Source organism: Litorimonas sp., assembly GCA_029936425.1.
In the GTDB taxonomy this organism is placed as follows: domain Bacteria; phylum Pseudomonadota; class Alphaproteobacteria; order Caulobacterales; family Maricaulaceae; genus Litorimonas.
On record JAPYSU010000018.1, the window covers coordinates 1 to 24,713 of the forward strand.

Sequence of the window (24,713 nt, forward strand, 5' to 3'; positions counted from 1 at the left end):
ACGGGGGAAGTCCCTCGCGAATGCGAGGGGATGGGGGGAGCGTAATACGCTGCCCTTTGTGATGTTTGGCTCCCCCTCCGAGCCGCAGTCGCGGCCCACCTCCCCCGTAAACGGAGGAGGGTAAATTCCGAGAAGGGAGGAAAACATAAAGAAATATCGTAGCCCGTCAGCTAACCGCCGTCACAACAAAAAACAGGCTTATCAGAGCATAGGCAATAATCCCAAAAATTATCCAGGATTGCTGGGAGTTTTTGGATAGGGTCGATTTCGTCAATGTCGAGGCCTGATTAACGAGCTGTGGCCAGGTATAAGAGACGAAGTCCCCCTGGCTCATAATCGAGACAAGGCGGCCTTCGGAATCGACAATAGGCAGGCGGCGAAAACGTTCATTCGACATGATGCGAAGCCAGTCCGTCAGTTCGTCATCCTCCCGGGCCTGTCTCAACTCGCTCGACATCACGTCACTGACTTTTGTTTTCGCCGGATTAAGCTCTTTCGCGACAACTCGGCGGAAAATATCGCGCTCTGTCATGAGCCCCATAACTTTATTATTTTTATCAACGATAACGATAGACCCGTAATTCTTATCTGTCATAAGCTTGGTGGCGTCCAGAACCGTCATGTCCGGCGCGCAGCTTAGAGGCTTGGGTTTATTCTTGAATTCAGGCCGGTCTTTGATCAGCATGGAGGGCTCCCCTTTAAGGTTGTATATTTTAATTACGCATGAAAACTGGGTTCAGATTTGCTATGCCGCAATTTCACATTCCCCTTTGGCCTCCCCTCTGCTAGGCGCTGTCGGGATGAGCGAGCGTGATAAAAACTCCCGGCCTTCCGGCGACAGAAAGCCTTTCAACAAAGATCGGGGCAAAGGCGGAAAGCCGCCTTTCAAAAAGGGAGGCAAGCCCCCTTTCAACAGAGATAAGCGCTCTGACGATAGAGGTTCTAACAGTAGAGGCTCTGGCGACAGACGTCCTTCGCGTCCAGAAAAGGATATCCCGCTGACATCTGCTCAGCTGACCCGGCAACTGGCCGCGACGGCGGTGCGAAATGTGCGCACAGAGGGTTTGCCACTGGAAACGGTTCTCTCCGCCCTGCCCGGCTATAATGAGCTGGATCCCAGAGACCGCGCATTTGTGCGTCTCATCGCGGCCACGACCTTTCGGCGGGACGGACAGTTAAAAGCCGTTTTCAAACCGCTTATCCGAAAAGACCCGCCCCTGTTTATTCGCGCAGCGCTGGAAACCGCCGCCGCGCAAATTCTGTTTTTGGGAACGCCGCCCCATGCCGCCGTTGGCGAGACCGTTGGCATGTTGAAATCTGCTAAAGCCACGCGCGGTTTTGCCAATCTGGCGAATGCGGTCCTACGCAAAGTCGTCGAGGAAGGACCAAAGCTTGCCGGCATGGAAGCGCCGCGCGCCAATATTCCGGGCTGGATTCGCGGCGCGTGGGAACGGGGATATGGACGAGCTGCGGTGCGCAAATCCTCGCTTCAACTGATAAAAGACCCGCCTCTGGACCTGACGCTCAAAGACACCTCGGACGCCAATACACAAAAATGGGCGGACGCCCTGGAAGGTGAAATTATTATGCCGGGGACGGTCCGGCTCTCTTCCATCGGCAATGTGGCGGAACTGGAAGGCTATGAGGACGGCGCCTGGTGGGCGCAGGATGTGGCGGCAACCCTGCCTGTGCGGCTATTGGCAAATGCGTTAGGGGATTTATCAGGCAAAACAGCGCTGGATCTTTGCGCGGCGCCCGGTGGGAAAACGATGCAGCTGGCCGCCTTGGGGGCAAATGTTACGGCAGTTGATAAATCGGACACGCGCCTTCCTCGCATTCATCAAAACCTGACGCGGACCAAATTAGAGGCAGAGATTATCTGCGCTGACGCGCTTGAATGGGAAACAGATAAAAAATTCGATATTGTCCTCTTGGACGCCCCGTGCACGGCGACCGGCACATTTCGGCGTCATCCCGATGTGCTTCACAACCGGACGCCCAAAACGCTGTCCCAGCTTGTGAAATTGCAGGACAAGCTTCTGCCCAGAGCGGCCGAACATGTCGCGCCGGGCGGCTGGCTGGTTTTTGCGACCTGCTCGTTGCAGCCCGAAGAGGGCACCCCAAGAGTTGAGAAGTTTTTGGAAAGCGCGCCTGAATTCCGCCCTATTTCACTCCTACCTGTTTCCGGTCTTGATATGCCGGAAGAGGCTGTAAAGAACGGGACATTACGGACGTTGCCGCATTATTTGGAAAGCAAAGGCGGAATGGACGGGTTTTTCATTGCTGTGATGCAAAAATCCTAGGAGAAATTCCGGCTTTTTAGCCCTGTTTATGGCCCGTTAATACAAAACTGGTCTAATCTTTGCAGGAAACGCCTGGACTGTTTCAATTTGGGAGGCTCAGATGAGCACGCATTTTTATTTACGCGCCATAAACTTTCGCGCCGGGGTCATTGCCGCTATTTCAACGCTGGCATTTGCCGCCACGGCCGCGTCCGCCAATCCACAGGATAGCCGTTACGGCGATATTTATGATTATGAAAGTGGTCAAAACTGCGGTCAGGCCTGCGTCGCGCCGCCTGCTACGCAGCCCGTTCGCGCGCCGGCCTATGTGCCGCCGCAAGCCGTCACAGGGCCGCCCATCTATGTTGACTGCTCCGTTATGGGCAGTTGCGCCCCTCAGGCTTCCACAGTTTATACCCAGCCGCAGACAAGCTATTCACAACACACAACCTATAGCTCGGCTCCGCTAAACTGCCCGGCCGGCACAACGCCGCAAGCCGACGGCACCTGCCTGCAAGGGTCTTCTCACAGCAGCTCCTATAGCTCTTCCACAAACTCCACCTATTCCGGGACAATGTCCTATAGCGCCGATATGCACTGCCCCGCCGGAACGGTGAAACAGGCCGATGGCACCTGTCTGCAAAGCTCTGACTATGATATAGAAATTTATCAGGGCGACGCGCAGCCAAGCTATGGCTATCAGTCCAGCGGCGCCTCAACGGATTACCGTCCCATCCGGAAATAAGACCGGAAATTAAATCCAGTTATACTGGGTCTGATTAAAAATTATTATACTCGTTTTAACCTGCCCAATGGCGGGTTTTTTCTTGCTGAATTGCGGCTTTCGTGCACTGTGCTGACAGGCTCTGTGCCTTGCGCGGTTTTCGTGTGAATGATAGAAGACCGTCTAATTAGAAAAAGAGCCGTGCCCATGTCTGCTTTAATCTCGCCGTCCATTCTGTCTGCTGATTTTGCCGCTCTGGGCGAAGCTGTGCGCGACATTGACGCGGCGGGCGCGGATATGATCCATATTGATGTTATGGACGGACATTATGTTCCGAACCTTACCATCGGGCCCATGGTGGTCAAAGCTCTACGGCCGCACAGCGAGAAGCCCTTTGATGTGCATTTGATGATTTCTCCGGCGGATCCGTTTATTCCCGCCTTTATTGACGCCGGCGCCGATATCATTTCCATTCACCCGGATGCGGGGCCACATCTTCACCGCTCGCTCCAGTCTATCAAGGACGCCGGGATCAAGGCCGGACTTGTTCTCAATCCGGGAACGCCCGCCGATGTCGTCGATCCGGTTCTGGATCTACTCGACATGATTTTGGTCATGAGCGTTAATCCCGGCTATGGCGGGCAAAGTTTCATTCCGTCCCAGCTTGAAAAGATTAAAATCTTGCGGGAGAAAATAGATGCAACAGGCCGCGATATCCTTTTGGAAGTCGATGGCGGCGTAAATCCCGAAACCGCCAAAGAGTGTCTCGCGGCCGGAGCCAATGCGCTCGTTGCCGGCAGCGCCGTCTTTAAAGGCAAAGGCAGTTACGCCGAGAACATCACGGCCCTCAGAGGCGGCGCGCCTCTGACCAAGGTCGCTTAGGACCATCGGTCCGCACTGAGCATATGACTTCGGCCCGTCTTTCCACCTCTTCTCTTTTGCTGGCTGCCCTTTCGGCCCGAACCCGGTCTTTGACGGACAGCCTGGGAGAGCCTTTTCGTATGGTGCGGATGCGGGCGGGGCGGCCTGGGCCCTTTCATTCGGCAAAGCCTTCCTTTCATTACGGGGATAAGGCCGAAGGCCAGGAGCTGCTCGCGGGCAAATTTAACTATGGCGGCCAGTCTGTGGATGTCGGGCTTCAGGGCGATCCGTGGACGATTACCGTACCCTCGACCCGCTACGCCGCCTGGCTTCACAGTTTTGACTGGATGAACGATTTGCTCGCCGTCGGACCCAAAGCCAAAGGCAAGGTCGAGGAAAAAGCCGCCGCGCTTCGGGCCCGGTCTCTGGTGGATAACTGGATTACCCATTACGGCGTCTGGAACCATTTCAATTGGGACCCCGCCATTCTGACGCCGCGCCTTTGGACCTGGCTGGTACACTGGACGCCGGTTCTGTCTTCTGACGCGGCCGGACCAAAAGCCGCGCAGCGCCGCGCCTCCGTCATGCGGCAGATGAAATATTTGCGCGGCCAGTACAAATCTCTCCCGCCTTCCGTGCTTCGCCTTCAGGCGGCGGCGGCCCTGGCCTTGGGGGGCGCGAGATTGACTGAAAAGTCCGAAGGCTATTTCGCCCGGGGCCTGGACTGGCTTGATGATGAAATCGACGCGCAGATTTTACCCGATGGCGGGCATATATCGCGCAGCCCCGAAGCCACGCTGGACTGCCTCGACATACTTCTGACTCTGGATACCTGTTTGGCAGATCGGGGGGTCGAAGGATCGCGCACGATCAGCCGGGCCATTGACCGCCTGGTGCCGATGATTGCCTTTTTTCTTCACAGTGATGGGCGTCTGGGAAGCTTTCAGGGCGGCGCGCCGGGGAAAGCCTCAAAAATCAAAGCCCTTCTCGAGGCCGCTCCAGGAGAAGCGCGGGCCTTTGCCTATAGCCCCCATACCCATTATCAGCGCCTCGCCGCCGGGGAGTCGGTCCTGCTTATCGACACAGGCGACAGCCCGCCGCGACCCTATGATTTGGAAGCCCATCTGGCGCCGCTTGCGTTCGAGCTGTCAACAGAGCTGGGCCGTCTGGTGGTCAATTGCGGCTGGAACGATGAGCAGCCGCCCGGATGGCGGCGGCCCATGCGGTCCTCGGCGGCGCATTCCACTCTAAGCCTAGACACGCAATCTCCGGGACAGCTCTTACCTGATGGCTGGAAGACCCGTCATGTGGGGGAAGCCGTTCTGGAAAATGCAGGCCCGACCAAGGGCGCGCGAAAAGAACAAGAAGGCGGCATCTGGCTTGAATCCAGCCACCAAGGCTATCTTGCGCGGACAGGTCTTGGCCATCGGCGGCGACTGTTCATGTCGACAGACGGCGTGGATATTCGCGGCGAAGACAGTCTCTATGTGCCTCTGGGCCATTCTCCGCAATCGCGGGAAGAGCGCCCGTTTGAAATCCGGTTCCATTTCCATCCCGATGTGCGGGTAAGTCTGTCGCAAGACCAAGCCAGCGCACTTTTGGTTCAACGCGGGCAAGCCGGGTGGCGGTTCCGCACAGATGGCGGCCCGCTACGCCTCGAAGATTCCGTCTATTTGGCAGACGGCGCAAAACCTGTGCGAAGCCAGCAACTTGTCATTCCGGGGCGGGCGCTGTCTGATAATGACGGCGAAGGCCGAACGAACCGCGTGCGCTGGTCCTTCCGCAAACTCGAAAGCCGCCGCAGAGATGGCTGACCGCGAACCAGATATGGGTAGCGAGGCGGAAGTCGGATCTGATATGGATTCTGATCCCGCCGTAAAATCCGAACGAAAATCACATCGCAAGGGTCATCCTCTAAGCTATCTTGTGCGCCTCTCAATGATTGCCTTTGACGCGTTTCTCGGCGGCGTTGCCATGCTCTACGTCATTCGCTGGCGATATGATTTCCTGAACAAACCCATTCCGACAGAAATCGATTGGCAGGCTTCTATTGTCATGATGGCCAGCGTTGTTCTGATCTGGATCGCCATGCGTCAGGACAGAGCCATTTGGCGGTTTACCTCGCTCAAGGATTTCCGTCAGCTCTTGATCGGCGTCGTTCTGGCCTGCGCGGTTGTTCCGCTTGTGCTGTTCTTCTTTTTTGACCGCGGCGAACACTTCCCGCGCTCTGCGCCATTTGCCGGGGGCTTGTTTTTCTTCGGAATGTTGATGATGAGCCGCCTCATCGCCATGGTTATACAAAACGGCGATATCCGCGCGCTGTTTCGAGGGCAGTCACAATTTGCCAATGACGCCATTCTGATCGGACCGAGTTCCAAGCTTTATAATTATCTCAGGGATATGTCCCGCCGCGACTATGTCGGCGCGGTTAATCCTGTCGGCCTTATTGAAACCTCGGGCGTCAATGTCGGGCGGTCTATTCGCAGCATTCCGGTTCTGGGCAGCGTCGCGGACCTACCTCAAATTTATGAACGGCTGGCCAGCCGGAGAGATAAACCCCTACAGTTGATTTCAATAGATCCACACCTGTCCCGCCCGGATACGGAAATACTCGTTAAGACGGCTGCGGAACTCGGCGCGCCGCTTGCGCGGCTGCAATCCGAAGGCGTCAATACAGGGTTGACCACATTTGAAGCCGCAGACCTGATTGGGCGTGATGTTCAGGCGCTGGATATTTCGCCCGTTCGCCGGCTGATTAAGAACCGCCGCGTTCTCGTGACTGGAGCGGGCGGGTCTATCGGGGGTGAGATTTCGGCGCAGCTGGCGGCGCTCAATCCGGCCAGTCTGGCGCTATATGATTGTTCAGAATATAATCTTTATCAGCTTGAGAAGCGGCTTATCCCGCACAGGCCTCTTTCCCGAGACCCTGACTGGACGACCTATATTGGCGATGTCTGTGATACCGGGCGGCTAAACGAAGTCTTTGAATGGGAGCGTCCGGAGATTGTCATTCACGCCGCGGCCCTGAAACACGTTCCGCTTGGCGAAACCAATCCGCTCGAGACTTTACGAACCAATGTGTTCGGCACCAAGAAGGTCATTGAAACCTGTATCAAGCACGGCACGGAAAACTTCATCCTGATTTCCACAGACAAGGCCGTTAATCCCATTAATATAATGGGCGCGAGCAAGCGGATTGTCGAAATGTTGATGGTCGCGATGGCCGCGCGGGAACCCAAGCTGAACACCTCTGCCGTACGGTTCGGGAATGTCCTCGCCTCAACCGGCTCTGTTGTGCCGCTATTTGAAGAACAGATTGCGGCGGGAGGACCTGTGACGGTCACCCATAGAGAAGTCTGCCGTTATTTCATGACGACGTCCGAAGCCGCTGCGCTCGTCCTTCAGGCGGCTGCGCTGGAAGAGCCGGGTCAGCGCAAGAAGCATGAAGCCCAGGCCGATATATATGTTCTGGAGATGGGCGATCCCGTAAATATCGCTCAACTGGCCAAACAACTCATACGCTTACGCGGAAAAGTGCCGGATAAGGATATAGAAATCCGTTACACCGGATTGAGATCCGGCGAAAAACTGTCCGAGTTACTAACCGGATCGACAGAAAACCTAGAACCGACGACAGTGAACGGCATTCAAAGGTTTACGGGCGAGGTTGCTGATGTCGAAGACGTCATGGTACAAATCAACAAATTACTCCGCGCGATTGACAAAAGAGACCGCAAGGCGGTTTTGAAATGCCTGAAAATTCTCCTGCCGGAATTTGAGCCCAATGGCGCTCTCGTTGCAAAATCCGGAAGCGCGATTTAACCCCAATTCCGGGATCCCGGACGCTTTTATTACCCAAGCCCCCGTGATAGAGCCAAAACTTAAATCGTCTTTTTATTTCAGGTCTGATTATGCCCGCTCCCAATCCCGATCTTCCGGCTTTTGATCCCGCCCGCCAGGCCCCCGTCAAACGGGCGCTGATTTCTGTTTCCGATAAATCCCGATTGATCGATCAGGCTACAGCCCTGCATGAACGCGGCGTCAAACTGGTTTCGACGGGCGGCACCCACCGCGCCATTGCCGCCGCCGGCATTCCCGTCAAAGACGTGGCCGAGCTGACGCATTTTCCGGAAATGATGGATGGTCGGGTCAAGACCTTGCACCCCATGGTTCATGGCGGGCTTCTCGGCGACCGCGATCTCGCCTCACATAAAGACGCTATGCACACACATGGCATCCTCTCTATCGACCTGTTGATTGTGAATCTCTACCCGTTCGAAAACGCAGTGGCCTCTGGCGGGTCTTATGAAATGTGCGTCGAAAATATTGACATTGGCGGCCCGGCCATGATCCGCGCCGCCGCCAAGAACCATGCCCATGTCGCCGTTTGTACGGATGCTGAAGATGTCGATGCGGTTCTCGCTGATATGGACGCGCATGACGGAAAGACGACGGGCACGCTCCGCCAGAGACTTGCCGCCAAGACCTATGCGCGGTCGGCCACATATGACGCCGCGATTGCCAATTGGTTTGCAGGCCAGCTCGAAGAGACCCCGAAATACCGCTCGCAAGGCGGGACATTGAAACAGGAACTTCGTTACGGCGAAAACCCGCATCAGACGGCCGCATTTTACTCGGACGGGTCGACCCGTCCGGGCGTGTCCACCGCCGAGCAATTACAGGGCAAGGCGCTGTCCTATAATAATATCAACGATACGGACGCCGCCTATGAATTGGTGGCCGAATTTGGCAATGTGGCGCAAGGCGCCAAACCTGCTGTCGCCATTATAAAACACGCCAATCCCTGCGGCGTGGCCGTCGCCGATGATTTCATCACGGCGTATAAAAATGCGCTGGCCTGTGACCCTGTTTCGGCTTTTGGCGGCATTGTGGCGCTGAACGGAAATCTCGACGCCAAGACAGCCAAAGAGATCGTCAAAGTCTTTACCGAAGTCGTGATTGCGCCGAGCGCGGATGATGACGCGGTTGAGGTTTTTGCCAAAAAGAAGAAACTGCGACTCTTGATTGCTGGCGGACTGCCGGATGTAAATGCGCCGTCCCTGACCCAGCGCAATGTCGCCGGAGGCATCCTTGTTCAGGACCGCGATAACGGCGCCGTTGCAGATGAGGATTTAAAAGTTGTGACGAAACGTAAGCCCACAGACGCAGAAATGGCCGACCTTCGTATGGCCTGGAAAGTGGCAAAGCACGTGAAGTCCAATGCGATTATTTACGTCAAAGACGGGTCCACCGCCGGGATTGGTGCGGGCCAGATGAGCCGTATCGACTCCGCGCGTATTGCCGCGCGCAAAGCCGAAGACGCGCAAGAGGCGGCCGGTTGGGACGCGCCGAGAACGCAAGGCTGCGCCTGCGCCTCAGACGCCTTTTTCCCCTTTGCAGACGGCATGCTCGCCGCCGCCAGCGCCGGCGCAACCGCCATCATTCAACCGGGCGGGTCCATCCGCGATGAAGACGTCATCGCCGCCGCAGACGAGAAGGATATTGCGATGGTATTTACGGGAATGCGTCATTTTCGGCACTAACCATCGCCGCGACCCGGTAGGGTCTGCCTCGCGGAGCGAGGAACGCGGCGATGCTGTGACCTACTGAGAATGTTTTCAAATTTTTAAAATTATTTGCGATCTAAAGGTTTTACATACTGTAGAATTTGTAAAACCACAGTTGCAATTAAGAGAAAGAGCTCAAAGGTCATTATCTATCTCCAGCTGTTTCTCATGACGAAGTAAATCGAAGAAATAGAAGCCATCATTAGTAAATCGATATTCTGCTCTACCCAACTTCTTTAGATAACCTTTGCTTGCGTATCTTGCTAATTTAACTCTCAGCCCATCAGTTGATATTTCAATTTTATCCCTCAGAACAAAATTTCTGACTTCTTCAAGATAGAATGGTTGGGGGTGCCTATGCACAAATTGATAAAATAAATTCCTCCATTCTAGCGGCGCACGACGTTTTCTGCATTGAGATTTGTTCTGTGTATGTTCCATGCGTTCAACATATGGTGAGTCTTCATTCACGCAATAGAATTATTCTATCTGATACGGAATTTTTCATAATTATACAAAATTATAAAGATTATTTACCTAAATGCGCTTTAGCGTATCATTTAACGTTACTCTTTATTGCTTTTATCTTATTTAACTCGTTTTTTTGTGCGTTAAATGATACGCTTTAGCTCTAACTTAATCTTTATCAAATCAACTTTTTACCATTTCATTCTAATTCTGAACTCCATCACGCCGCTTTTGCATCTAAAGCCTTCGCTTCCAATGAAATATTCAACGCTTTCAAGACAGCTAAAATCGTTCCGAATTGCGGCTTTCCCTTTTTGGACAAGCCTCGATAAAGACTTGGACGGGAGAGACCTGATTTTTCGGCAATATCTGTCATGCCTTTAGCGCGGGCGATGACGCCAATTGCGTCAATGATCACGGCTTCATCCCCGCTGTGAAAGGCTTCTGTCAGATAATAACTCATAGCTACATCTGACTCCAGATAATCCGCCGGATCATAGGGGCTTAATTCTAAATCTGCTTTTGTCATATCTGTGCTCATAATAACGTTACCATTTCTTTGGCGCGTTTAATATCGCGACTTTGACTACCTTTCGTTCCGCCTGCGAGCAGGATAATAATTTTTTGTCCTTTTCGCGTAAAGTAAATGCGATAGCCCGGGCCGTAAGCATGTCGCAATTCAGACACGCCCTGCCCCACGGATTTGACATCTCCTAAATGTCCTAGTTCCAACCGCCTGATACGTTCGGCTATAATTGCTTTAGCGCGTCTATCTCTGAGGCCTTTCAACCATTTAGAGAAGTACTGCGTTTGAACAACTTTCATATTTAAATGTAGCCTAGGGGCGACATTTAGTCAAGGTGCCGTCTTAAGCTCCCAACCGCCTTTCCCGCTCACCGCCCGCAAAACCAGATAAAGCGCCAACCCCACCGGCCCCGCCATAAAGGTCAGCCCCAAACAGGGCACCAGTAACCAATGACTAAATCCGCGCCGCTTCGCGTCCCGCGCTTCCCACGCGCCAATAAACAGATCAAAGACCAGATAATGTGTCCAGCCAATGATAATGCCGACGTCGGACGAGAATAACTCTCTTACGCCTTCGATTGAGGTGAAATTTCCGCCTGCGCCCTGCCCGCTGAGCGCCAGAGCGAAGCAGATAATATAAACTCCGCCAAGAAAAAGAGGATAGAGCGCGGAGTGAACAATGAATTTCGTGCCTTTCCATTTCGGAAAGAAGATGAGCAGCGCCCAGGCCGGAAGCACGCTCAAGTTAATTAGGCTAAACAATAGGGGATAGGTCATACTTCGCCTTAAAGGCTATTGCGGAAGCCCGCCACTCAATCCCGCCTCTCCAAAACATTAACAATTCTTAAGCTTTTGACAGGGATTGGAACGTTTACTCCGGGGCGGAATTATACAGATACAGTTCTCAAGAAAGGGGATGACTATGACCCATTTTAAAACAGCAACGCTTATTGCGGCCTCGACTTTGCTTTTTGCCAGCACAAACGCATTTGCAGGCGAACAGGTCAAATCCGACGACATGAAAGCCGATAAAACGGCCGAAATGAGTCAGGAGAGTGAGACATCTGAGACGGCGGCCACAACGTCTGCGGTTGTGACATTCACCAAGACATCGGAAGATCCGCGCGTTCTAGGTGCGATTGCCCGCGGCGATATGGTCAAAGTACAGGATAATGACGGCGATGTTTACCTAAACCGCTTTGTTCCTCTCGCAGAACTGCCTGATCCCGAGCTCGATGTCGATACGGTCGAGAGCTATACTTACGAGTATAATGGACGGGTATATACAAACAAAGTCGTCAACGAAAAATAGATGCGACAAAGCGCGGAAAAGCTCCGTTTTTCGGGTTTTCCGCCAATTGAAGCTGGCGTGAGCTTTCGTAAAATTACAAAAAACTCACGCTTCATTCAGGAACCTGTCAGCTTACACTGCGTAGATGCGGACACGGTTGGGACCGAAATTTTTAACTCCAGAAGGAAACGACATGAAATATTTAACAATGACAATCGCAACAGCGTCGATTTTAGGCCTCGCAGCCTGCACAACGACAGGTAATGTTGAGAAAAATGCCGCTCTCGGCGCCGCAGGTGGCGCTCTGGCCGGAGCCGTTATCGGTAATAATGTAGGTGACGGCGATGCCAAGACAGGCGCTGCAATTGGCGCCGTTGTTGGCGGCGCAGGCGGAGCCTATGCCGGCGCTCAGAAAGACAAAGCTATTGGCGAAGGCACACGTGTGCGCCAACGCGCTAATGGTCAGCCTCTTTATTATGATCAATCTGCGGGTCGTTACTACTATTTCGACGAAGCCCGCGGACGCACCTACTTTGAAAACGGTGAGCTTCGCGGTTAAGTCCGGATCACAAATCAAGAAAAGGCGGTTTTTTGAAACCGCCTTTTTTATTGTCCGGAATTAGCGTATGAACCCTTATGTCTGATTACCCCTTTGAACGCACCGCAACGGTGTATCCGGCCGGCACTATTTTACAGGTGAAAGCCTTTGGCTTTGTCACGCATTACGGAATTTCGACCGGTTACGGCACCGTCATTCATACCTCGGCGCGGTTTGGCCGGGTCGAAGAAACTGATATGGCCGATTTTTCGCAAGGCAAATCCGTGAAAGCCGTGCATCTGAGCGCGGGGATTTCAGGCGCAGAGCTTGTCGCCCGCGCCCGGAGCCGTAAAGGTGACCGCTATAATGTGCTCATAAATAATTGCGAGCATTTTGTGACCTGGGTCATGGAAGGCAAAGGCCGCTCAGCACAGCTCGGCCCGCTGGACGCCCGCCGCTTGTCACGGGATTAGTTTACCGGTCCCTAATTCGGCCTTCCATAAAATGGTAATAGACGAAGACCTACAAAACATTCTTCAGGACTCAGAGCATGACTGAACGCGAAGATCCTCCGACAGAAGAGGAGAAAAAGAAGAAAGCGGCGGAGGCGGGAGAGGCTTTAACTCCAATCGCTTCCACGACCCCTCCGAAATCACGTCCCGTAAGACAGGTTTTTAAAGGGGCCCTAATTGCGGGGCTTTTTCTGTTTCTGTCCGTCCACCTATATTTGCTCGCCCTGACTGTTTTGCCAGTTCCTACGACACTGAACATGATACTTAATGACGATCCCGTACGCAGGCAGACCGTGCCATTGTCAGAAATTTCCCCCAATCTGGTTTACGCCGTTATTGCGGCAGAAGATTCCCGTTTCTGCGAACATGACGGGATTGACTTTGAAGCCGTCCAGAAAGCCTACGAAAGCAATCAATCCGGCCGGCAGCGGCGCGGCGGCTCCACAATCTCTCAGCAAACAGCCAAAAACGTTATTTTCTGGAATGGTGGGGGTTATCTTCGCAAAATTGGCGAAGCCTATGTGACCTTTACGATTGAAACCTTTTGGTCAAAGCGGCGCATCATGGAAGTTTATCTGAACGTTGCGGATTGGGGCGACGGCATTTACGGCGCAGAAGGCGCTGCGCGGGTGCGGTTTCGAAAACACGCTGCCGACCTTTCGGCGCGGGAAGCCGCCCTGCTGGCCGCCGTATTGCCGAGTCCGCATAAATGGCGCGTCGACCCCCCCGGCCCCTATGTCAGCGGACGGGCCGGAACCTTGCAGGCGCGGATGGGCGAAGTCCGGCGCAGCGGCTATGCCGCCTGCGTTCTTCAATAAAAAAAACGCCCTCCTAAAAAGAAGGGCGAGTTTCGGGAAATTGAGCGGGCTTTACCCGCTTAAATTTACCCTGGGGCAATCATTTCCTGTCGTTGGAGGCGAGCAAGGAAATCTCTTTGGTTCCGTCATTCACGGCCAGGACTTTTGAGCGTTTGATCGTGCAGGTCACGTTCAAATCCTTACCGCCATCTGTGGACACGGCTGTGAAATAAATTGTTTTTGTCCGATTGCCTTCTTCGCGGTCATAGCTGAGGCGGTAGTTCGACATATCCATTTCGGACTGCTCTGTCAGAGCGGCGCGGCATTTCTCGACATCCCCATTAGAGGCGGCAAAAGCCGGGGTTGAGACAAACATTCCTGCGCCGAGCGCGGTGATGGCAGCAAGTTTCAGGGGGGCAATTAATTTCGTCATGACAATCTCCTTTAAGATTATAAGCGGGCCAATTCACTGGCGTTCGACTTAAAAGAAAGGTGAAGGTTTCGGGAGAAGAAGTCCTGTTGATACCGAAAAAGACCAGTCGATTTTAAAATCAATCGGATGTTTTCAATATCAATCAGATTGTCATGGTCCTTTTTGTTCGTTCAGTTTCTGCCGGTAGGCTGTCGGCGTCATCCCCTCCATGGCCCGAAAGGCACGGTTGAACGGGGCAAGAGAATTATACCCTACATCCATCGCCAGGGTTAAAACCGGTATGCGGGATTTCTCCGGATCCTGAAGGTCGGCTTTCACCGCATTAATCCGGTAACTATTCACGAAGGCAGAAAAATTCCGATAGCCCAGCCCCTGATTGATCAGAGCCCGCAGCCTGTGTTCGGGGGCGTCCAGATGTTCGGCCAGGCTCCGGATCGTCATGCCGGCCTCGCGGTAAATCTTGTCCGTTTCCATTGCCGCCGTAAGCTTTTGCAGTAAAAATTCGTCGCGGGGGTCTATCGCAGAGCCGCCCTCGGAGAGATCACTCGGACTATGCTGAAACTCCATACTGTCCAGGTCAATCCGGGTCAGCCAAAGCGTAAACCAAAGAGCCAGAGGAAAAACGACCAGCGGTTTGATGAAAGTTAACTGCCCTTCGTAGAAAGGATTCCAGACGTTCTCAGTCAGGATAGAAAAAGTAACAGACGCCACAACACCGCCAATAAAATAGGCTCTGTACAGACGGCGGGTGGCGACAAGATCGTCCCGTCCCTCGCGGGTTACGGTGAAGACAAGATGGCCCATAAGCGCCAAAGAAAACACATAAAATGCAATCAATAAAAATGCGGGATAGGTGTAGGAGTCGACAATCTGCGCATAGCTCCGCGGCAGAGTCAGGGTGATAAAGGCGAAAAAAATCGCCCAATGGGACCATTTGAGCTTAAAATCATCCCGAAAAATGGCCAGGCCAAACCACCACGCAAAAACAATGGCCCCGGCCTCGAGCAGACTCGCAATAACGAATAAGGGAAAAGGCGGCCGCAAGACTTCGGGCGCGGTGGCTATCAACATGCCGGCCGTTCCCAATGCGGTCAGCACCACAAAAATTGCGGGCCGCCAACAACATTTATCCCTGAGCGCCAGAATTGCCGAGAGCAATAAAAGCGTCACGGTCGAAATGCGTAATAAAGCGTCAAGCCAGAGCATAATTTTATTAGACCGTGTTCAAGCAAATTTCACAAGTTACAAGCGCGCCTTCGGCGTGCAGGCCCGCCATACATCTTTATAAGCGGGTGATGAATTCTTTTATTTAATATTCTTAACCACACGCTGCGGGAACGGAATTTCGATATTATTGGCCTTGAGCGTACGCCAAATTATCATGCCGACATCGGACGTAAATTTATTCGGTCCGTCATCAATGCCTTCGGCCCAGAACTCGACGCACATATTAATGGCGCTATCCCCGAAGGATCGAAATTCGACGCTCGGTACATCCGGATCGCTCAGCACAGCTTCATGCTCTAAAACAGCGTCGCGTATCAGCGGAACGAGCGCGTCCAAATCGGTATCGTAAGCCACGCCGAAATCGACTTCATAACGTTGCAGCGGATTATCATGCGTCCAGTTTTCATAGGCGTCTTCAGTAAATTTTGTATTTGGAACGATGATATCCTTTCCGTCCGCCGTTGCCACGGTGGTCGAGCGGATATTAATCGCTTTGACGCGGCCGAATTTCTCCCCCTCCATATTGACGTAATCACCGATCTTAACGGACCGGTCAAAGAGGATGATGAGGCCGGAAACAAAATTCGCGGCAATCGGCTGCAGGCCGAACCCAATTCCAAGACCCAGCGCGGAGAAAACAACCACGAGACCTGACAGCGGTATTCCCGCTGCGCCGACGACCAGGAAAAATATGATAACGAATAGAACAATCTGGAAGAGTTTGGCGACAATTTCGCGAACGCCGGCATCCAGATTTTCTTGTGACCGAATTGCCGATTGTCCCTTCACATTGGAAAGATTGCCGACCCAGAAAAATAGAAAGCCGAACACGACGAGTTTTACAATCGTCATCGCCGTGATCGGATTGTTCCCCATCGGGAGAAGAACAGTTCCGCTTAATAGGCTTTTGAATTCGTCAAAATAACCCAGAACGATGATCAGGCTGAGCGGCACCAGGACCCAAAGAGCGAGCTTGCGGTAGAAGGCATCCCGTAGGAAAACCTTTATGACGCGGTACACCAGAAAAACAGCGGCCAGGCTTTGCGCCAGTTTCACCAGCCAATCCTGAGAGAAGGCGGGAACGGCTAATAGAATGTTGGAAGAAAGCCCGAGAAGGAGAACAAGCAAAACAGCCCGAAGCAATCCGCCCAGCTTATAGAGAACCTGCCTGACTTTCAGATATTTTACGGTTTCAGCCGGTTCCTTTCTGAAAAATGGAATGGCCCGCTGCAATATTTTTGCCAAAAGGGGCGCGATGAGGATCGATAGAACGATCGCGCCGAGCTGCGCCAGAAAGGACGGCGTCTGCATCCAGAGCCAAATCTGATCACGCCATTTTTCCAGCTGGCTTTGTACTGTGGCCAGATCAAAATCCATGATGCGTCCTCCCAAAAAATCACTTTGCTTTAAAAGGGGGGCTATCTTTTGTAAACGGTTATGCGCTAGGAACGCGCCGTCTTAAGGAGCCAGTTTATGTCATCGCCCAAAAAAGTTGTTCTCGCCTATTCCGGAGGCCTCGACACCTCAATCATCCTGAAATGGTTGCAGGAGGAAAAAGGCTGCGAGGTTGTGACTTTTACCGCTGATCTGGGTCAGGGCGAGGAGCTTGAGCCGGCGCGCCGCAAAGCAGAAGCCCAAGGCGTGAAAGAAATTTTCATTGATGACCTTCGCGAAGAATTTGTTCGCGATTTCGTTTTTCCTATGATGCGGGCAAATGCGGTTTATGAAGGGCTTTATCTGCTGGGCACGTCGATTGCCCGACCGCTGATTTCCAAACGCCAGATCGAAATTGCGCATCAGGTCGGCGCGGACGCCGTCTGTCACGGCGCGACCGGGAAAGGCAATGACCAGGTTCGGTTCGAACTTGGCTATTACGCCCTCGATCCGGACATCAAGGTCATTGCGCCTTGGCGGGAATGGGATCTGAATTCCCGCACCAAACTCATCGAATATGCGGAAAAGCACGGGATTGAAATCGCCAAGGATAAGCGCGGCGAAGCGCCGTTTTCCGTCGATGCCAATTTGCTTCACACCTCTTCCGAAGGCAAAGCTCTGGAAGACCCGAATGAAGAAGCGCCTGATTTCGTCTATCAGCGCACCGTTGCCCCGGAAGATGCACCGGATAAGCCCACCTATATCACGGTCGGCTTTGAACGCGGCGACGCGGTTAGTATTGACGGCGAAGAATTGTCTCCTGCGGCTCTTTTGACAAAACTGAACGAACTTGGCGGCGCAAACGGCATTGGCCGTCTCGATTTGCTGGAAAACCGCTTTGTCGGCATGAAGTCTCGCGGGATTTACGAAACGCCCGGCGGCACTATTTTGCTCATGGCCCATCGCGGGATAGAGCAGATTACGCTTGATAAAGGCGCGGCGCATTTGAAAGATGAGCTCATGCCAAAGTATGCCGAGCTGGTTTATAATGGTTATTGGTATTCGCCTGAGCGCGAAATGCTTCAGGCCGCAATTGATAAATCACAAGAGCTGGTCACAGGAACCGTTCGCCTGAAGCTGTATAAAGGCAGCGTTGATGTCGTTGGCCGTGACAGCCCTTACTCGCTTTACTCTCAGGAGCATGTCACATTCGAAGAAGATGATGTCTATGATCAGGCCGATGCCGGCGGATTTATCAAGATCAACGCCCTGCGTTTGCGCCTGTTAAAAGCCCGCGACCGCAAGGCCGGAAAAAACGGGTAACGGCTTCATAAACTGTGTCCCGGTAATCACCATTATACTCGAACAGGGTGATTGCCCGCATGAATATTGTGCTATTTGCCTAAATTAGGTCTGTTTGTTTGCTTCGAAATGGCGTAGCGCAGAAGAATAATTTTAAGCGAACTGAAAGTCTTAAAAAGGTAGGGTTATGGTTAAGTCATCCTCCAAGGAACTGAATTTCCGCCAAAGCGTCGATGTGATGTTCAATCGCGCGGCCAGCTTTGTCGATTTATCCCCGAAAATGATTGAGAAAATCCGCGTTTGTAACGCGACCTATACGGTGCGTTTCGGCGTGAAGCTGCGGGGCGAGGTTCATACCTTTGTCGGCTACCGCGCCGTTCATTCCGAGCATAAAGAGCCTGTAAAAGGCGGCATCCGCTATTCTCTCGACGTCAATCAGGACGAAGTCGAAGCGCTCGCGGCTTTGATGACCTATAAAACCGCGCTTGTGGAAGTGCCGTTTGGCGGCTCCAAAGGCGGCTTGTGCATCAACCCCAAAGACTGGACCGAAGAAGAGCTGGAGCGGATTACCCGCCGCTTTACCTTTGAGCTGTCCCGCCGCGATCTGATCCATCCCTCGCTGAACGTTCCCGCCCCCGATATGGGCACGGGCGAGCGCGAAATGGCCTGGATGATGGATGAGTATCGTCGTCTTCATAACGAAAATATTGACGCCATTGCCTGCGTCACCGGTAAGCCCGTCCATCTGGGCGGGATTGAAGGCCGCGTCGAAGCGACCGGCCGCGGCGTGCAATATGCCTTGCGCGAATTTTTCCGCCATCCGGACGATATAAAAAAGGCCGGCTTGCGCGGAGACCTCGACGGCAAGAAAATCATCGTCCAGGGCCTCGGAAATGTGGGCTATCACGCCGCGCTCTTCCTGTCCGAAGAGGACGGGTCAAAGATTGTCAGCGTGATTGAGCGCGCCGGAACCATTCGCAATCCGAAAGGCATCGATATCCGCGCGCTCAAGGAACATATTTCCAGCGGCGAAGACATGTCGAAGTTTGAAGGCGGAGTCTTTGAGGAGCCAAATCCGGACGCGATTTGCGAACCCTGTGACATTTTGATTCCGGCGGCTCTGGAAGGCGTCATCAATGTCGATAACGCCCACGCCGTTAAAGCTAACCTTGTGATCGAAGCGGCGAACGGCCCGGTTACCGCCATGGCCGATAAAATCCTTCGCGATAAAGGCGTGTTCATCATCCCCGACATGTACGCCAATGCGGGCGGCGTGACCGTGTCCTATTTCGAATGGGTGAAAAACGTCAACCATATCCGTTTTGGCCGCCTTCAGCGCCGGAACGAAGAACGCAAATATCACATCCTGATTGACGCCCTTGAGAGCCAGGGCATGAACTTCAAGAAAAGCTTCAAGAAAGAATATCTTGAAGGCGCCGGAGAGCTGGCGCTCGTTCGCGCCGGTTTGGACGATACCATGCGGGCGGCCTATATGAATATCAAAACGGCGCTGGAAAATAATCCGGAGTTGGAAGATATGCGCACGGCCGCTTTCTTTAGCGTGATTGAAGATATTGCGCTTCATTACCGGAGTATCGGACTTTAAAGCGTCCATCGGCAGCGCGGAAATTTGAAACTCTTTTTGCGGCTACGTCGTAACTTTACCAGAACCCGGATTGGGGAAGAGGTGGATTTATGACATATCTGATTGCTTACATTTCGACGCTTATTGCTTTTTTCGCCCTGGACATGCTCTGGCTCGGCCTCATTGCGCGTAAATTCTACGCCAATCAGCTCGGGAGCCTGATGGCGGATAGTCCCAACTGGCTGGTCGCGATTGTTTTCTACGCCATGTATATTGTCGGCATCGTCTTTTTCGCTATCCGTCCGGCCATCGAGGCAGAGCAAGTTCTAAAGGCCACACTTTATGGCGCTCTATTTGGCTTCTTCTGTTACGCAACCTATGACCTGACCAATCTGGCCACTTTGCGGGACTGGCCGACAAAAATGGTGTTCGTAGATATTCTCTGGGGTATTATTCTGACCGGAAGCTGCGCCACGGTCGGGGCCTGGGCCACGCTCAAATTCGCGGCTTAACTTAAGCCATAAAAAAGCCCCGAAGAGATCGGGGCTTTAAATATTCATCTGAAATCGGCGCTACAGATCGACGGTTTTCATTTCGCCCAGCTCCGGCTCTTCATGTTTAATATTGGCTTTGGCCATTTCATACATGAAGGTCAAAGGATTGGCGTCTGACGCCCAGATTGCCGCGTCATGCGGGACGAATTTGAGCATCATCAGCTTTTTATCTTCCTTGCCTTCGGGATACCACGCCGCCACCTTCTGATCCCAAAACTTATCGATTGTCGCTTTGTCATGATGCGCGGTCAGACGCCCTTTGACGCAAGCCTGATAATCTTTCGAGATATGGCACAGATGAACCGTGCCGGGATTGACCGCAATAGTCTTTCCCAATTCTGAAAAGCGGTCAGAGTAGAAATAAATTACGCTTTCATCCGGATCAATTTGCGGCGTCATGGGCTGCATATGCTCGTCTTCGTCAGTCGAGCCGAGCATAACACACATGGCGTCCTGAAGTTCTTCCAATAATTGCTTTTGGGGGTTTTCGTGAAATTTTTCGAGGTTTGCCATGTATTCTCTCCTTTAAGTTATCTGGAAAGAAAACGGGGCTGGGTTGGGATAGTTCCCGTTTGCCTTTGTTAAACTCCGTTCAGTTCTTTGTCTTTCAGCCAGGCTTTATATCGGCCTGTCTGTCTTAAAGTGCGCAGCTGTTGCGCCAGTGTGGCCAGTAAAGGCCGCTGTTTCTTTTTCACGGGTTTACCAGCGCCCAGCCGGTTCAGCTGTTCTTTGGCCAGCGCCATATTCGCCAGAGATAAAAGAGCTTTATTCTTCCAGTTCACACTGGCGACATGTGTGCTGAGTTTGCGCCCTTCCTTCCAGTCATTTGGCAGGGACGGATTATACGCCATAGCCCGGGCGATACCGATTATATCGACGCCTTCGCCTAAAGCCATCTCGGCCGTTTCTTTGCGCGTCACGCCGCCTGTGACCATAATCGGCATGGTCGCCGCAGCGGCAATATCTTTGGCGAAATCGAGAAAGAACATTTCGCGCTCTTTTGTGCTTTGAGCGCGGCCATCCGCGGCGAGGCCCATCATCGCGGCGCTCTCGTAATTACCGCCGGATAATTCAACGAAATCCAACGCTTCTCCGCCAAGCCAATCCACGACCTGTTTGGCGTCGCCGACATCAAACCCGCCGCGCTGAAAATCCGCTGAATTTAATTTCACGGCGACGATGAAATTTGGATCAACCCGCGCCCGTACGGCGCGGATCGTCTCCAGCAAAAACCTGGCCCGGTTTTCCAGAGACCCGCCCCACTCATCTTCCCGCTTATTCGTCAAAGGCGATAAAAATTGCGCAATGAGATACCCATGGGCGGCGTGGATTTCTACGCCGTCAAATCCGGCGCGTTCGGCCTGATGGGCCGTATCGGCAAAACGTTTTATCAGGCCCAAAATCTCGTCAGGCGTTAGCGCTCTAGCCTGGGCAAACATATTATCCGCCGGGCCGTCGAGCGTCACCTTGGTCTCGGAGGCGGAAACCGCCTCGGTTCCCATACTGGCGTAAACCTGCCGCCCCGGATGAGAGATTTGCATGACCAGTTTGGCGCCGCCGGATTTGCCGATCTTTGCCCATCTTTCGAACCGTTGGCGCGCATCGTCGTCAGCGAGAGACCCTTGTTCCAGCACCACCCCGCCCGGCCCGGTCATTGCCGTCGGGTCAATCATCACATTTCCGGTCAGGATCATCCCCGGCCCGCCCTTGGCCCAGGCCAAATATAAATTGAAAAGGGCCTCTCCCGGAATTTGTCCGACATCCGCCAGGTTTTCTTCCATTGCCGCCTTACTCAGGCGGTTGGATAATGTGTGTCCACTTTGAAGCGTCAGAGGATCAAATAAATCTGTCATGACGCGGGTGTTAGCGCAAAGACGACCAAGAGAGAACACTCATTTTCTTTTGCGCCTTAACAGAGTTCCCTGCAGTCGGCGGCCTTGCTGTGGGAACCTCTGGCGTTGCCAGTTCTTGATTAAGGGTAATAATCAAGGAGATTATAATGACTAGATTTTCAGATAAAAACATTCTTATCACAGGCGGAAGCTCCGGCATCGGCCTCGCCACCGCCAAACGCGTCACTGACGAAGGCGGGCGCGTTCTCGTGACAGGGCGCAGCGAGAGCCATCTCAAAGACGCGAAAGACGCTTTGCCTGATTCCGCTGTCATCCTGAAAAATGATGCATCTGATGTTCAGGCAGCCGACGAGCTGGCGCAAGCCGCGAAAGACTTCGGAAAACTCGACGCCGTTTTTCTAAATGCGGGGTATGGAGATTTCAGACCTGTTGAGGAAAGCGATGCTGAATTTTTCGATGCGATGAACCAGGTCAATGTTCGCGGTCCCGTACTTCATTTGAAAGCCCTCAAAGAGAATATGGCCGATCCGTCCTCCGTCTTGGTCACGGCAAGCGTCTCGCCTTATCTCGGACAGGCCAATGGCGCCGTTTACGCGGGCACAAAGGGCGCCGTCACCGGCATGGCCCGAGCCTGGGCGGCTGAGCTGGCGGGAAAGAATATCCGCGTGAACACAATTGCACCGGGACCCATTGAGACAAATTTCTTTGATAATATTGATTTGCCGGATGAAGAACTCGAAAAAATGACACAGAAAATCAAAGACCAGGTCGCTCTTGGCCGTTTCGGGACAGCCGAAGAAGTCGCGGCCGTTGCAACCTTCCTCCTCTCTGACGATAGCAGCTATGTGACGGGCAGCCAGTATATGGTCGATGGCGGCATGACCTACCGTTAGGAAAAGTCTTTCCTTAAGTTACTGGCGGGCCCCTTTCCGGGTCCGCCACGCCTTAAACAATCCATACACGCTGATCGCCAGCCACGCACATTCGATAATAAACGAGGCGAGATTAAAGGTGAAATAAAGCGACACCATAATCAGAAGCGCGCCCAAAGCATTGAGCGCGGAATAGCGCCAGCCCCGCGAGTCAATTTTTTCGACCTGCAACAGGCCGTAAGCCAAAAGGACAAAGGCCACGCCGGTAATGCCGATAGCGTCGTAAAGTGTCATAAGGGTTTCATCCTCTGGGTTTTTGCAAACAGGGCTTTGATGCCGGATTATCGACTCGCCCCCTATACAGAACAATTGCTTCGCGCAAAGCCGCGGATGTCATGCCAATTTCGTGATATGAAAAACGGGAACATAACTTAGCTTTCCCTGTTTTGTGACTATACATTCACTGCGGGGGTCTCATGTCAATTTCCATAAAAGCTCTTAAAAAGTCTTCTTTTCCCAAATTCGTAGCGGGAGCCGTAATAGCCATTTCTATGACAGCGTGCTCGACGCTTGGCGGCGGCGTTCCCTCTGACAAAGAACTCGCCCAGCGCTCTGACTCAATGCCGGCCTTAACAGAGCGTCAGCTTCTTCTGGAAAACGGGTATTCCCAAATGTATGACGCTGTAAAAGGTCTGGCCTGGACGGACGAAATATTCCTTGTCAAATTTGAGACTGACCGTGTTGAAACTTTCGGTAAGAATTTGGCAGAGGCCGCATCACAAATCGGAGATGAACTGGAAACGCTTGCTGCCGCCACGCCCTGGATAACCCTGGAAAATGACGGCCTTCCCGAAATCGAGAATTTAAAGCTCGAGGCAGTCAGAAAAGACCGGCTCGAAAGCTTCCTGCCATTAGTGGGGCGGAGCCAATCCAACTTTGAACGAACCCTGCTCCTCTCAAATTCGGGCGCCTTAAATCAGATGCAACATCTAGCCGAAGTCCTGCTGGAAATTGAAACAGACCCCGACCGTCTAGCCTTTTTAGAAAAAACCCAATCGCGGTTTTCTGATTTATATGAAGACGATATCCTTTTACTCAATGAAGATTATTTCTGTGATAACACTGCGGCGGAATCAGTCGATTTCAGGTAGACTCTGATTTCCCGCAAGCGTGACCCGTCTCATGGTCAGATTAATTCTGCCGCCCTTGGGCACGAGCGCGCTCTCTCCGTAAGAGACTTTACTCACCCCGTGGTGACAAAGACGGGCCTCCCCCGCCAGAACAACAACGTCGCCGGAAAAGAGCTTCACACCTTTGGTCGGGCCGCCGCGTTTTGGCCCGCCGATGCGAAACATGGCCGGATCGCCAAGGCTGACGCTGACAACGGGGGCTTTCACATTCTGCTCATCATTATCGACATGCATTCCCATTTTTGCGCCGTCCCGGTACCAGTTTATCAAGCAGGCTTCGGGCGGGGCGGGATATCCGCTCACCGCGTCCCACAAATTTTGCAAAGCGGGCGGTAAGGCCGGCCAAGGCTGTCCCGTTTTTGGGTGGAGCGCCTCATAACGATATCCGCCCTTATCCGTAACCCAGCCCAGCGGCCCGAAATTGCTCATGACGACCGAAAGCGGCGCGCCCGTTCGCGGCATGGTCGGCTGAAAAAACGGGGCTTGCAAGACGCCGTTTTTCACCGCGTCAATCAAACCGGCCTGTTCCTCTGGCGAGAAATAAAGCGGATAATGCGCAAAGCCTTTGGGAAAGTCGGACATGGCCTTGTCTAGCTTATGAAAGACGAAAATATAGAGCCGACCTGTCATTATTCGCCGTCACACACAAAAATGTGAGCCCTGCCCTTGCATGGGGCGTATCGTCCCCCATATCGGGGCAGACGGTGAGTTTCTCTGCATAAAACCGCAGGAAAGCTGAAGTTTCAGACAGAGCAGAC

General features: G+C 53.0%; 26 protein-coding genes. 15 read left to right on the top strand and 11 right to left on the bottom strand.

Annotation, left to right across the window (positions count from 1 at the left end; translation table 11 throughout):
- Positions 1 to 166: 166 nt before the first annotated feature.
- The gene (locus ACN0IC_RS12500; RefSeq protein ID WP_416879118.1) at positions 167 to 685 is read right to left on the bottom strand and encodes a CBS domain-containing protein; all 519 of its coding nucleotides are present in this window, start codon (positions 683 to 685) and stop codon (positions 167 to 169) included.
- A gap of 115 nt (positions 686 to 800) precedes the next feature.
- Between ACN0IC_RS12500 and ACN0IC_RS12505 the strand changes: the two genes are divergently transcribed.
- The 6 genes from ACN0IC_RS12505 to purH all read left to right on the top strand — a co-directional run bounded on the left by ACN0IC_RS12505 (position 801) and on the right by purH (position 9,410).
- Positions 801 to 2,303: an RsmB/NOP family class I SAM-dependent RNA methyltransferase gene (locus tag ACN0IC_RS12505; RefSeq protein ID WP_416879119.1), complete on the top strand. Its 1,503-nt coding sequence runs from the start codon at positions 801 to 803 to the stop codon at positions 2,301 to 2,303.
- A 100-nt stretch (positions 2,304 to 2,403) separates the two neighbouring features.
- Positions 2,404 to 3,027, top strand: a complete 624-nt coding sequence (locus ACN0IC_RS12510; protein WP_416879120.1) for a hypothetical protein — start codon at positions 2,404 to 2,406, stop codon at positions 3,025 to 3,027.
- A 186-nt stretch (positions 3,028 to 3,213) separates the two neighbouring features.
- Complete coding sequence (gene rpe, locus ACN0IC_RS12515) at positions 3,214 to 3,888, top strand: ribulose-phosphate 3-epimerase (RefSeq protein ID WP_416879121.1); 675 nt, start codon at positions 3,214 to 3,216, stop codon at positions 3,886 to 3,888.
- A gap of 23 nt (positions 3,889 to 3,911) precedes the next feature.
- A complete protein-coding gene (locus tag ACN0IC_RS12520) occupies positions 3,912 to 5,681 on the top strand; it encodes a heparinase II/III family protein (protein WP_416879122.1) in 1,770 nt (589 codons plus the stop codon).
- Positions 5,674 to 7,689: a polysaccharide biosynthesis protein gene (locus ACN0IC_RS12525; protein ID WP_416879123.1), complete on the top strand. Its 2,016-nt coding sequence runs from the start codon at positions 5,674 to 5,676 to the stop codon at positions 7,687 to 7,689. Before ACN0IC_RS12520 ends, ACN0IC_RS12525 begins: the two co-directional genes overlap by 8 nt.
- An 89-nt stretch (positions 7,690 to 7,778) precedes the next feature.
- The gene (gene purH, locus ACN0IC_RS12530) at positions 7,779 to 9,410 is read left to right on the top strand and encodes a bifunctional phosphoribosylaminoimidazolecarboxamide formyltransferase/IMP cyclohydrolase (protein ID WP_416879124.1); all 1,632 of its coding nucleotides are present in this window, start codon (positions 7,779 to 7,781) and stop codon (positions 9,408 to 9,410) included.
- Between the two features lie 712 nt (positions 9,411 to 10,122).
- Here the strand turns inward: purH and ACN0IC_RS12535 are convergent.
- The 3 genes from ACN0IC_RS12535 to ACN0IC_RS12545 are packed head-to-tail and all read right to left on the bottom strand — an operon-like array spanning position 10,123 to position 11,204.
- A complete protein-coding gene (locus ACN0IC_RS12535; protein WP_416879125.1) occupies positions 10,123 to 10,431 on the bottom strand; it encodes an addiction module antidote protein in 309 nt (102 codons plus the stop codon).
- Positions 10,432 to 10,439: 8 nt separating this feature from the next.
- Positions 10,440 to 10,727, bottom strand: a complete 288-nt coding sequence (locus ACN0IC_RS12540) for a type II toxin-antitoxin system RelE/ParE family toxin (protein WP_416879126.1) — start codon at positions 10,725 to 10,727, stop codon at positions 10,440 to 10,442.
- A gap of 30 nt (positions 10,728 to 10,757) precedes the next feature.
- The gene (locus ACN0IC_RS12545; RefSeq protein ID WP_416879127.1) at positions 10,758 to 11,204 is read right to left on the bottom strand and encodes an ABA4-like family protein; all 447 of its coding nucleotides are present in this window, start codon (positions 11,202 to 11,204) and stop codon (positions 10,758 to 10,760) included.
- A gap of 145 nt (positions 11,205 to 11,349) precedes the next feature.
- On the opposite strand from ACN0IC_RS12545, the gene ACN0IC_RS12550 reads away from it, so the two are divergent.
- The 4 genes from ACN0IC_RS12550 to mtgA all read left to right on the top strand — a co-directional run bounded on the left by ACN0IC_RS12550 (position 11,350) and on the right by mtgA (position 13,586).
- Complete coding sequence (locus ACN0IC_RS12550) at positions 11,350 to 11,739, top strand: hypothetical protein (RefSeq protein WP_416879128.1); 390 nt, start codon at positions 11,350 to 11,352, stop codon at positions 11,737 to 11,739.
- A gap of 187 nt (positions 11,740 to 11,926) precedes the next feature.
- On the top strand, positions 11,927 to 12,277 hold the full coding sequence (locus ACN0IC_RS12555; protein WP_416879173.1) for a YMGG-like glycine zipper-containing protein: 351 nt from the start codon (positions 11,927 to 11,929) through the stop codon (positions 12,275 to 12,277).
- A 77-nt stretch (positions 12,278 to 12,354) separates the two neighbouring features.
- On the top strand, positions 12,355 to 12,729 hold the full coding sequence (locus ACN0IC_RS12560) for a lecithin retinol acyltransferase family protein (RefSeq protein ID WP_416879129.1): 375 nt from the start codon (positions 12,355 to 12,357) through the stop codon (positions 12,727 to 12,729).
- A gap of 77 nt (positions 12,730 to 12,806) precedes the next feature.
- Positions 12,807 to 13,586 (top strand): monofunctional biosynthetic peptidoglycan transglycosylase, encoded by a 780-nt coding sequence (gene mtgA / locus ACN0IC_RS12565; RefSeq protein ID WP_416879130.1) that lies wholly within the window; start codon positions 12,807 to 12,809, stop codon positions 13,584 to 13,586.
- Between the two features lie 79 nt (positions 13,587 to 13,665).
- Here mtgA and ACN0IC_RS12570 read toward each other — a convergent pair whose 3' ends face one another.
- The 3 genes from ACN0IC_RS12570 to ACN0IC_RS12580 form a co-directional block, all read right to left on the bottom strand.
- The gene (locus ACN0IC_RS12570; RefSeq protein WP_416879131.1) at positions 13,666 to 13,998 is read right to left on the bottom strand and encodes a hypothetical protein; all 333 of its coding nucleotides are present in this window, start codon (positions 13,996 to 13,998) and stop codon (positions 13,666 to 13,668) included.
- A 150-nt stretch (positions 13,999 to 14,148) separates the two neighbouring features.
- A complete protein-coding gene (locus ACN0IC_RS12575; protein ID WP_416879132.1) occupies positions 14,149 to 15,204 on the bottom strand; it encodes a helix-turn-helix domain-containing protein in 1,056 nt (351 codons plus the stop codon).
- Positions 15,205 to 15,303: 99 nt separating this feature from the next.
- Positions 15,304 to 16,602, bottom strand: coding sequence for a mechanosensitive ion channel family protein (locus ACN0IC_RS12580; RefSeq protein WP_416879133.1), 1,299 nt, complete (start codon positions 16,600 to 16,602; stop codon positions 15,304 to 15,306).
- Between the two features lie 96 nt (positions 16,603 to 16,698).
- Between ACN0IC_RS12580 and ACN0IC_RS12585 the strand changes: the two genes are divergently transcribed.
- The 3 genes from ACN0IC_RS12585 (at position 16,699) to ACN0IC_RS12595 (ending at position 19,998) form a co-directional block, all read left to right on the top strand.
- Complete coding sequence (locus tag ACN0IC_RS12585) at positions 16,699 to 17,922, top strand: argininosuccinate synthase (RefSeq protein ID WP_416879134.1); 1,224 nt, start codon at positions 16,699 to 16,701, stop codon at positions 17,920 to 17,922.
- Between the two features lie 166 nt (positions 17,923 to 18,088).
- Positions 18,089 to 19,507 carry a Glu/Leu/Phe/Val family dehydrogenase gene (locus ACN0IC_RS12590; RefSeq protein ID WP_416879135.1) on the top strand — a complete coding sequence of 473 codons (1,419 nt, stop codon included), beginning with the start codon at positions 18,089 to 18,091 and terminating at the stop codon, positions 19,505 to 19,507.
- An 89-nt stretch (positions 19,508 to 19,596) separates the two neighbouring features.
- Positions 19,597 to 19,998 (top strand): DUF2177 family protein, encoded by a 402-nt coding sequence (locus tag ACN0IC_RS12595; protein ID WP_416879136.1) that lies wholly within the window; start codon positions 19,597 to 19,599, stop codon positions 19,996 to 19,998.
- A 60-nt stretch (positions 19,999 to 20,058) separates the two neighbouring features.
- Here ACN0IC_RS12595 and ACN0IC_RS12600 read toward each other — a convergent pair whose 3' ends face one another.
- Both ACN0IC_RS12600 and ACN0IC_RS12605 read right to left on the bottom strand, forming a co-directional pair.
- Positions 20,059 to 20,553: a pyridoxamine 5'-phosphate oxidase family protein gene (locus ACN0IC_RS12600; protein ID WP_416879137.1), complete on the bottom strand. Its 495-nt coding sequence runs from the start codon at positions 20,551 to 20,553 to the stop codon at positions 20,059 to 20,061.
- A gap of 68 nt (positions 20,554 to 20,621) precedes the next feature.
- Positions 20,622 to 21,893: an NADH:flavin oxidoreductase/NADH oxidase family protein gene (locus ACN0IC_RS12605; protein ID WP_416879138.1), complete on the bottom strand. Its 1,272-nt coding sequence runs from the start codon at positions 21,891 to 21,893 to the stop codon at positions 20,622 to 20,624.
- A gap of 146 nt (positions 21,894 to 22,039) precedes the next feature.
- On the opposite strand from ACN0IC_RS12605, the gene ACN0IC_RS12610 reads away from it, so the two are divergent.
- A complete protein-coding gene (locus ACN0IC_RS12610; protein ID WP_416879139.1) occupies positions 22,040 to 22,786 on the top strand; it encodes an SDR family oxidoreductase in 747 nt (248 codons plus the stop codon).
- An 18-nt stretch (positions 22,787 to 22,804) separates the two neighbouring features.
- On the opposite strand, the gene ACN0IC_RS12615 is transcribed toward ACN0IC_RS12610, so the two are convergent.
- Complete coding sequence (locus tag ACN0IC_RS12615) at positions 22,805 to 23,059, bottom strand: CBU_0592 family membrane protein (RefSeq protein ID WP_416879140.1); 255 nt, start codon at positions 23,057 to 23,059, stop codon at positions 22,805 to 22,807.
- A gap of 182 nt (positions 23,060 to 23,241) precedes the next feature.
- On the opposite strand from ACN0IC_RS12615, the gene ACN0IC_RS12620 reads away from it, so the two are divergent.
- Positions 23,242 to 23,916, top strand: coding sequence for a hypothetical protein (locus ACN0IC_RS12620; protein ID WP_416879141.1), 675 nt, complete (start codon positions 23,242 to 23,244; stop codon positions 23,914 to 23,916).
- Here ACN0IC_RS12620 and ACN0IC_RS12625 read toward each other — a convergent pair.
- The gene (locus tag ACN0IC_RS12625) at positions 23,899 to 24,537 is read right to left on the bottom strand and encodes an alpha-ketoglutarate-dependent dioxygenase AlkB family protein (RefSeq protein ID WP_416879142.1); all 639 of its coding nucleotides are present in this window, start codon (positions 24,535 to 24,537) and stop codon (positions 23,899 to 23,901) included. The two genes, ACN0IC_RS12620 and ACN0IC_RS12625, sit on opposite strands and share 18 nt — an antisense overlap.
- Positions 24,538 to 24,713 lie beyond the last annotated feature (176 nt).

What these genes read in the sequence shown, in the direction of transcription:
- ACN0IC_RS12550 (WP_416879128.1), top strand. Translation starts at nt 11,350, where the DNA reads ATGACCCATTTTAAAACAGCAACGCTTATTGCGGCCTCGACTTTGCTT.
- ACN0IC_RS12610 (WP_416879139.1), top strand. Translation starts at nt 22,040, where the DNA reads ATGACTAGATTTTCAGATAAAAACATTCTTATCACAGGCGGAAGCTCC.
- ACN0IC_RS12615 (WP_416879140.1), bottom strand. Translation starts at nt 23,059, where the DNA reads ATGACACTTTACGACGCTATCGGCATTACCGGCGTGGCCTTTGTCCTT.
- ACN0IC_RS12570 (WP_416879131.1), bottom strand. Translation starts at nt 13,998, where the DNA reads ATGACGAAATTAATTGCCCCCCTGAAACTTGCTGCCATCACCGCGCTC.
- ACN0IC_RS12620 (WP_416879141.1), top strand. Translation starts at nt 23,242, where the DNA reads ATGTCAATTTCCATAAAAGCTCTTAAAAAGTCTTCTTTTCCCAAATTC.
- ACN0IC_RS12625 (WP_416879142.1), bottom strand. Translation starts at nt 24,537, where the DNA reads ATGTCCGACTTTCCCAAAGGCTTTGCGCATTATCCGCTTTATTTCTCG.
- ACN0IC_RS12575 (WP_416879132.1), bottom strand. Translation starts at nt 15,204, where the DNA reads ATGCTCTGGCTTGACGCTTTATTACGCATTTCGACCGTGACGCTTTTA.
- ACN0IC_RS12535 (WP_416879125.1), bottom strand. Translation starts at nt 10,431, where the DNA reads ATGACAAAAGCAGATTTAGAATTAAGCCCCTATGATCCGGCGGATTAT.
- ACN0IC_RS12520 (WP_416879122.1), top strand. Translation starts at nt 3,912, where the DNA reads ATGACTTCGGCCCGTCTTTCCACCTCTTCTCTTTTGCTGGCTGCCCTT.
- purH (WP_416879124.1), top strand. Translation starts at nt 7,779, where the DNA reads ATGCCCGCTCCCAATCCCGATCTTCCGGCTTTTGATCCCGCCCGCCAG.
- ACN0IC_RS12505 (WP_416879119.1), top strand. Translation starts at nt 801, where the DNA reads ATGAGCGAGCGTGATAAAAACTCCCGGCCTTCCGGCGACAGAAAGCCT.
- ACN0IC_RS12600 (WP_416879137.1), bottom strand. Translation starts at nt 20,553, where the DNA reads ATGGCAAACCTCGAAAAATTTCACGAAAACCCCCAAAAGCAATTATTG.
- ACN0IC_RS12580 (WP_416879133.1), bottom strand. Translation starts at nt 16,602, where the DNA reads ATGGATTTTGATCTGGCCACAGTACAAAGCCAGCTGGAAAAATGGCGT.
- ACN0IC_RS12585 (WP_416879134.1), top strand. Translation starts at nt 16,699, where the DNA reads ATGTCATCGCCCAAAAAAGTTGTTCTCGCCTATTCCGGAGGCCTCGAC.
- ACN0IC_RS12545 (WP_416879127.1), bottom strand. Translation starts at nt 11,204, where the DNA reads ATGACCTATCCCCTATTGTTTAGCCTAATTAACTTGAGCGTGCTTCCG.
- rpe (WP_416879121.1), top strand. Translation starts at nt 3,214, where the DNA reads ATGTCTGCTTTAATCTCGCCGTCCATTCTGTCTGCTGATTTTGCCGCT.
- ACN0IC_RS12540 (WP_416879126.1), bottom strand. Translation starts at nt 10,727, where the DNA reads ATGAAAGTTGTTCAAACGCAGTACTTCTCTAAATGGTTGAAAGGCCTC.
- ACN0IC_RS12555 (WP_416879173.1), top strand. Translation starts at nt 11,927, where the DNA reads ATGACAATCGCAACAGCGTCGATTTTAGGCCTCGCAGCCTGCACAACG.
- ACN0IC_RS12510 (WP_416879120.1), top strand. Translation starts at nt 2,404, where the DNA reads ATGAGCACGCATTTTTATTTACGCGCCATAAACTTTCGCGCCGGGGTC.
- ACN0IC_RS12525 (WP_416879123.1), top strand. Translation starts at nt 5,674, where the DNA reads ATGGCTGACCGCGAACCAGATATGGGTAGCGAGGCGGAAGTCGGATCT.
- mtgA (WP_416879130.1), top strand. Translation starts at nt 12,807, where the DNA reads ATGACTGAACGCGAAGATCCTCCGACAGAAGAGGAGAAAAAGAAGAAA.
- ACN0IC_RS12605 (WP_416879138.1), bottom strand. Translation starts at nt 21,893, where the DNA reads ATGACAGATTTATTTGATCCTCTGACGCTTCAAAGTGGACACACATTA.
- ACN0IC_RS12500 (WP_416879118.1), bottom strand. Translation starts at nt 685, where the DNA reads ATGCTGATCAAAGACCGGCCTGAATTCAAGAATAAACCCAAGCCTCTA.
- ACN0IC_RS12595 (WP_416879136.1), top strand. Translation starts at nt 19,597, where the DNA reads ATGACATATCTGATTGCTTACATTTCGACGCTTATTGCTTTTTTCGCC.
- ACN0IC_RS12590 (WP_416879135.1), top strand. Translation starts at nt 18,089, where the DNA reads ATGGTTAAGTCATCCTCCAAGGAACTGAATTTCCGCCAAAGCGTCGAT.
- ACN0IC_RS12560 (WP_416879129.1), top strand. Translation starts at nt 12,355, where the DNA reads ATGTCTGATTACCCCTTTGAACGCACCGCAACGGTGTATCCGGCCGGC.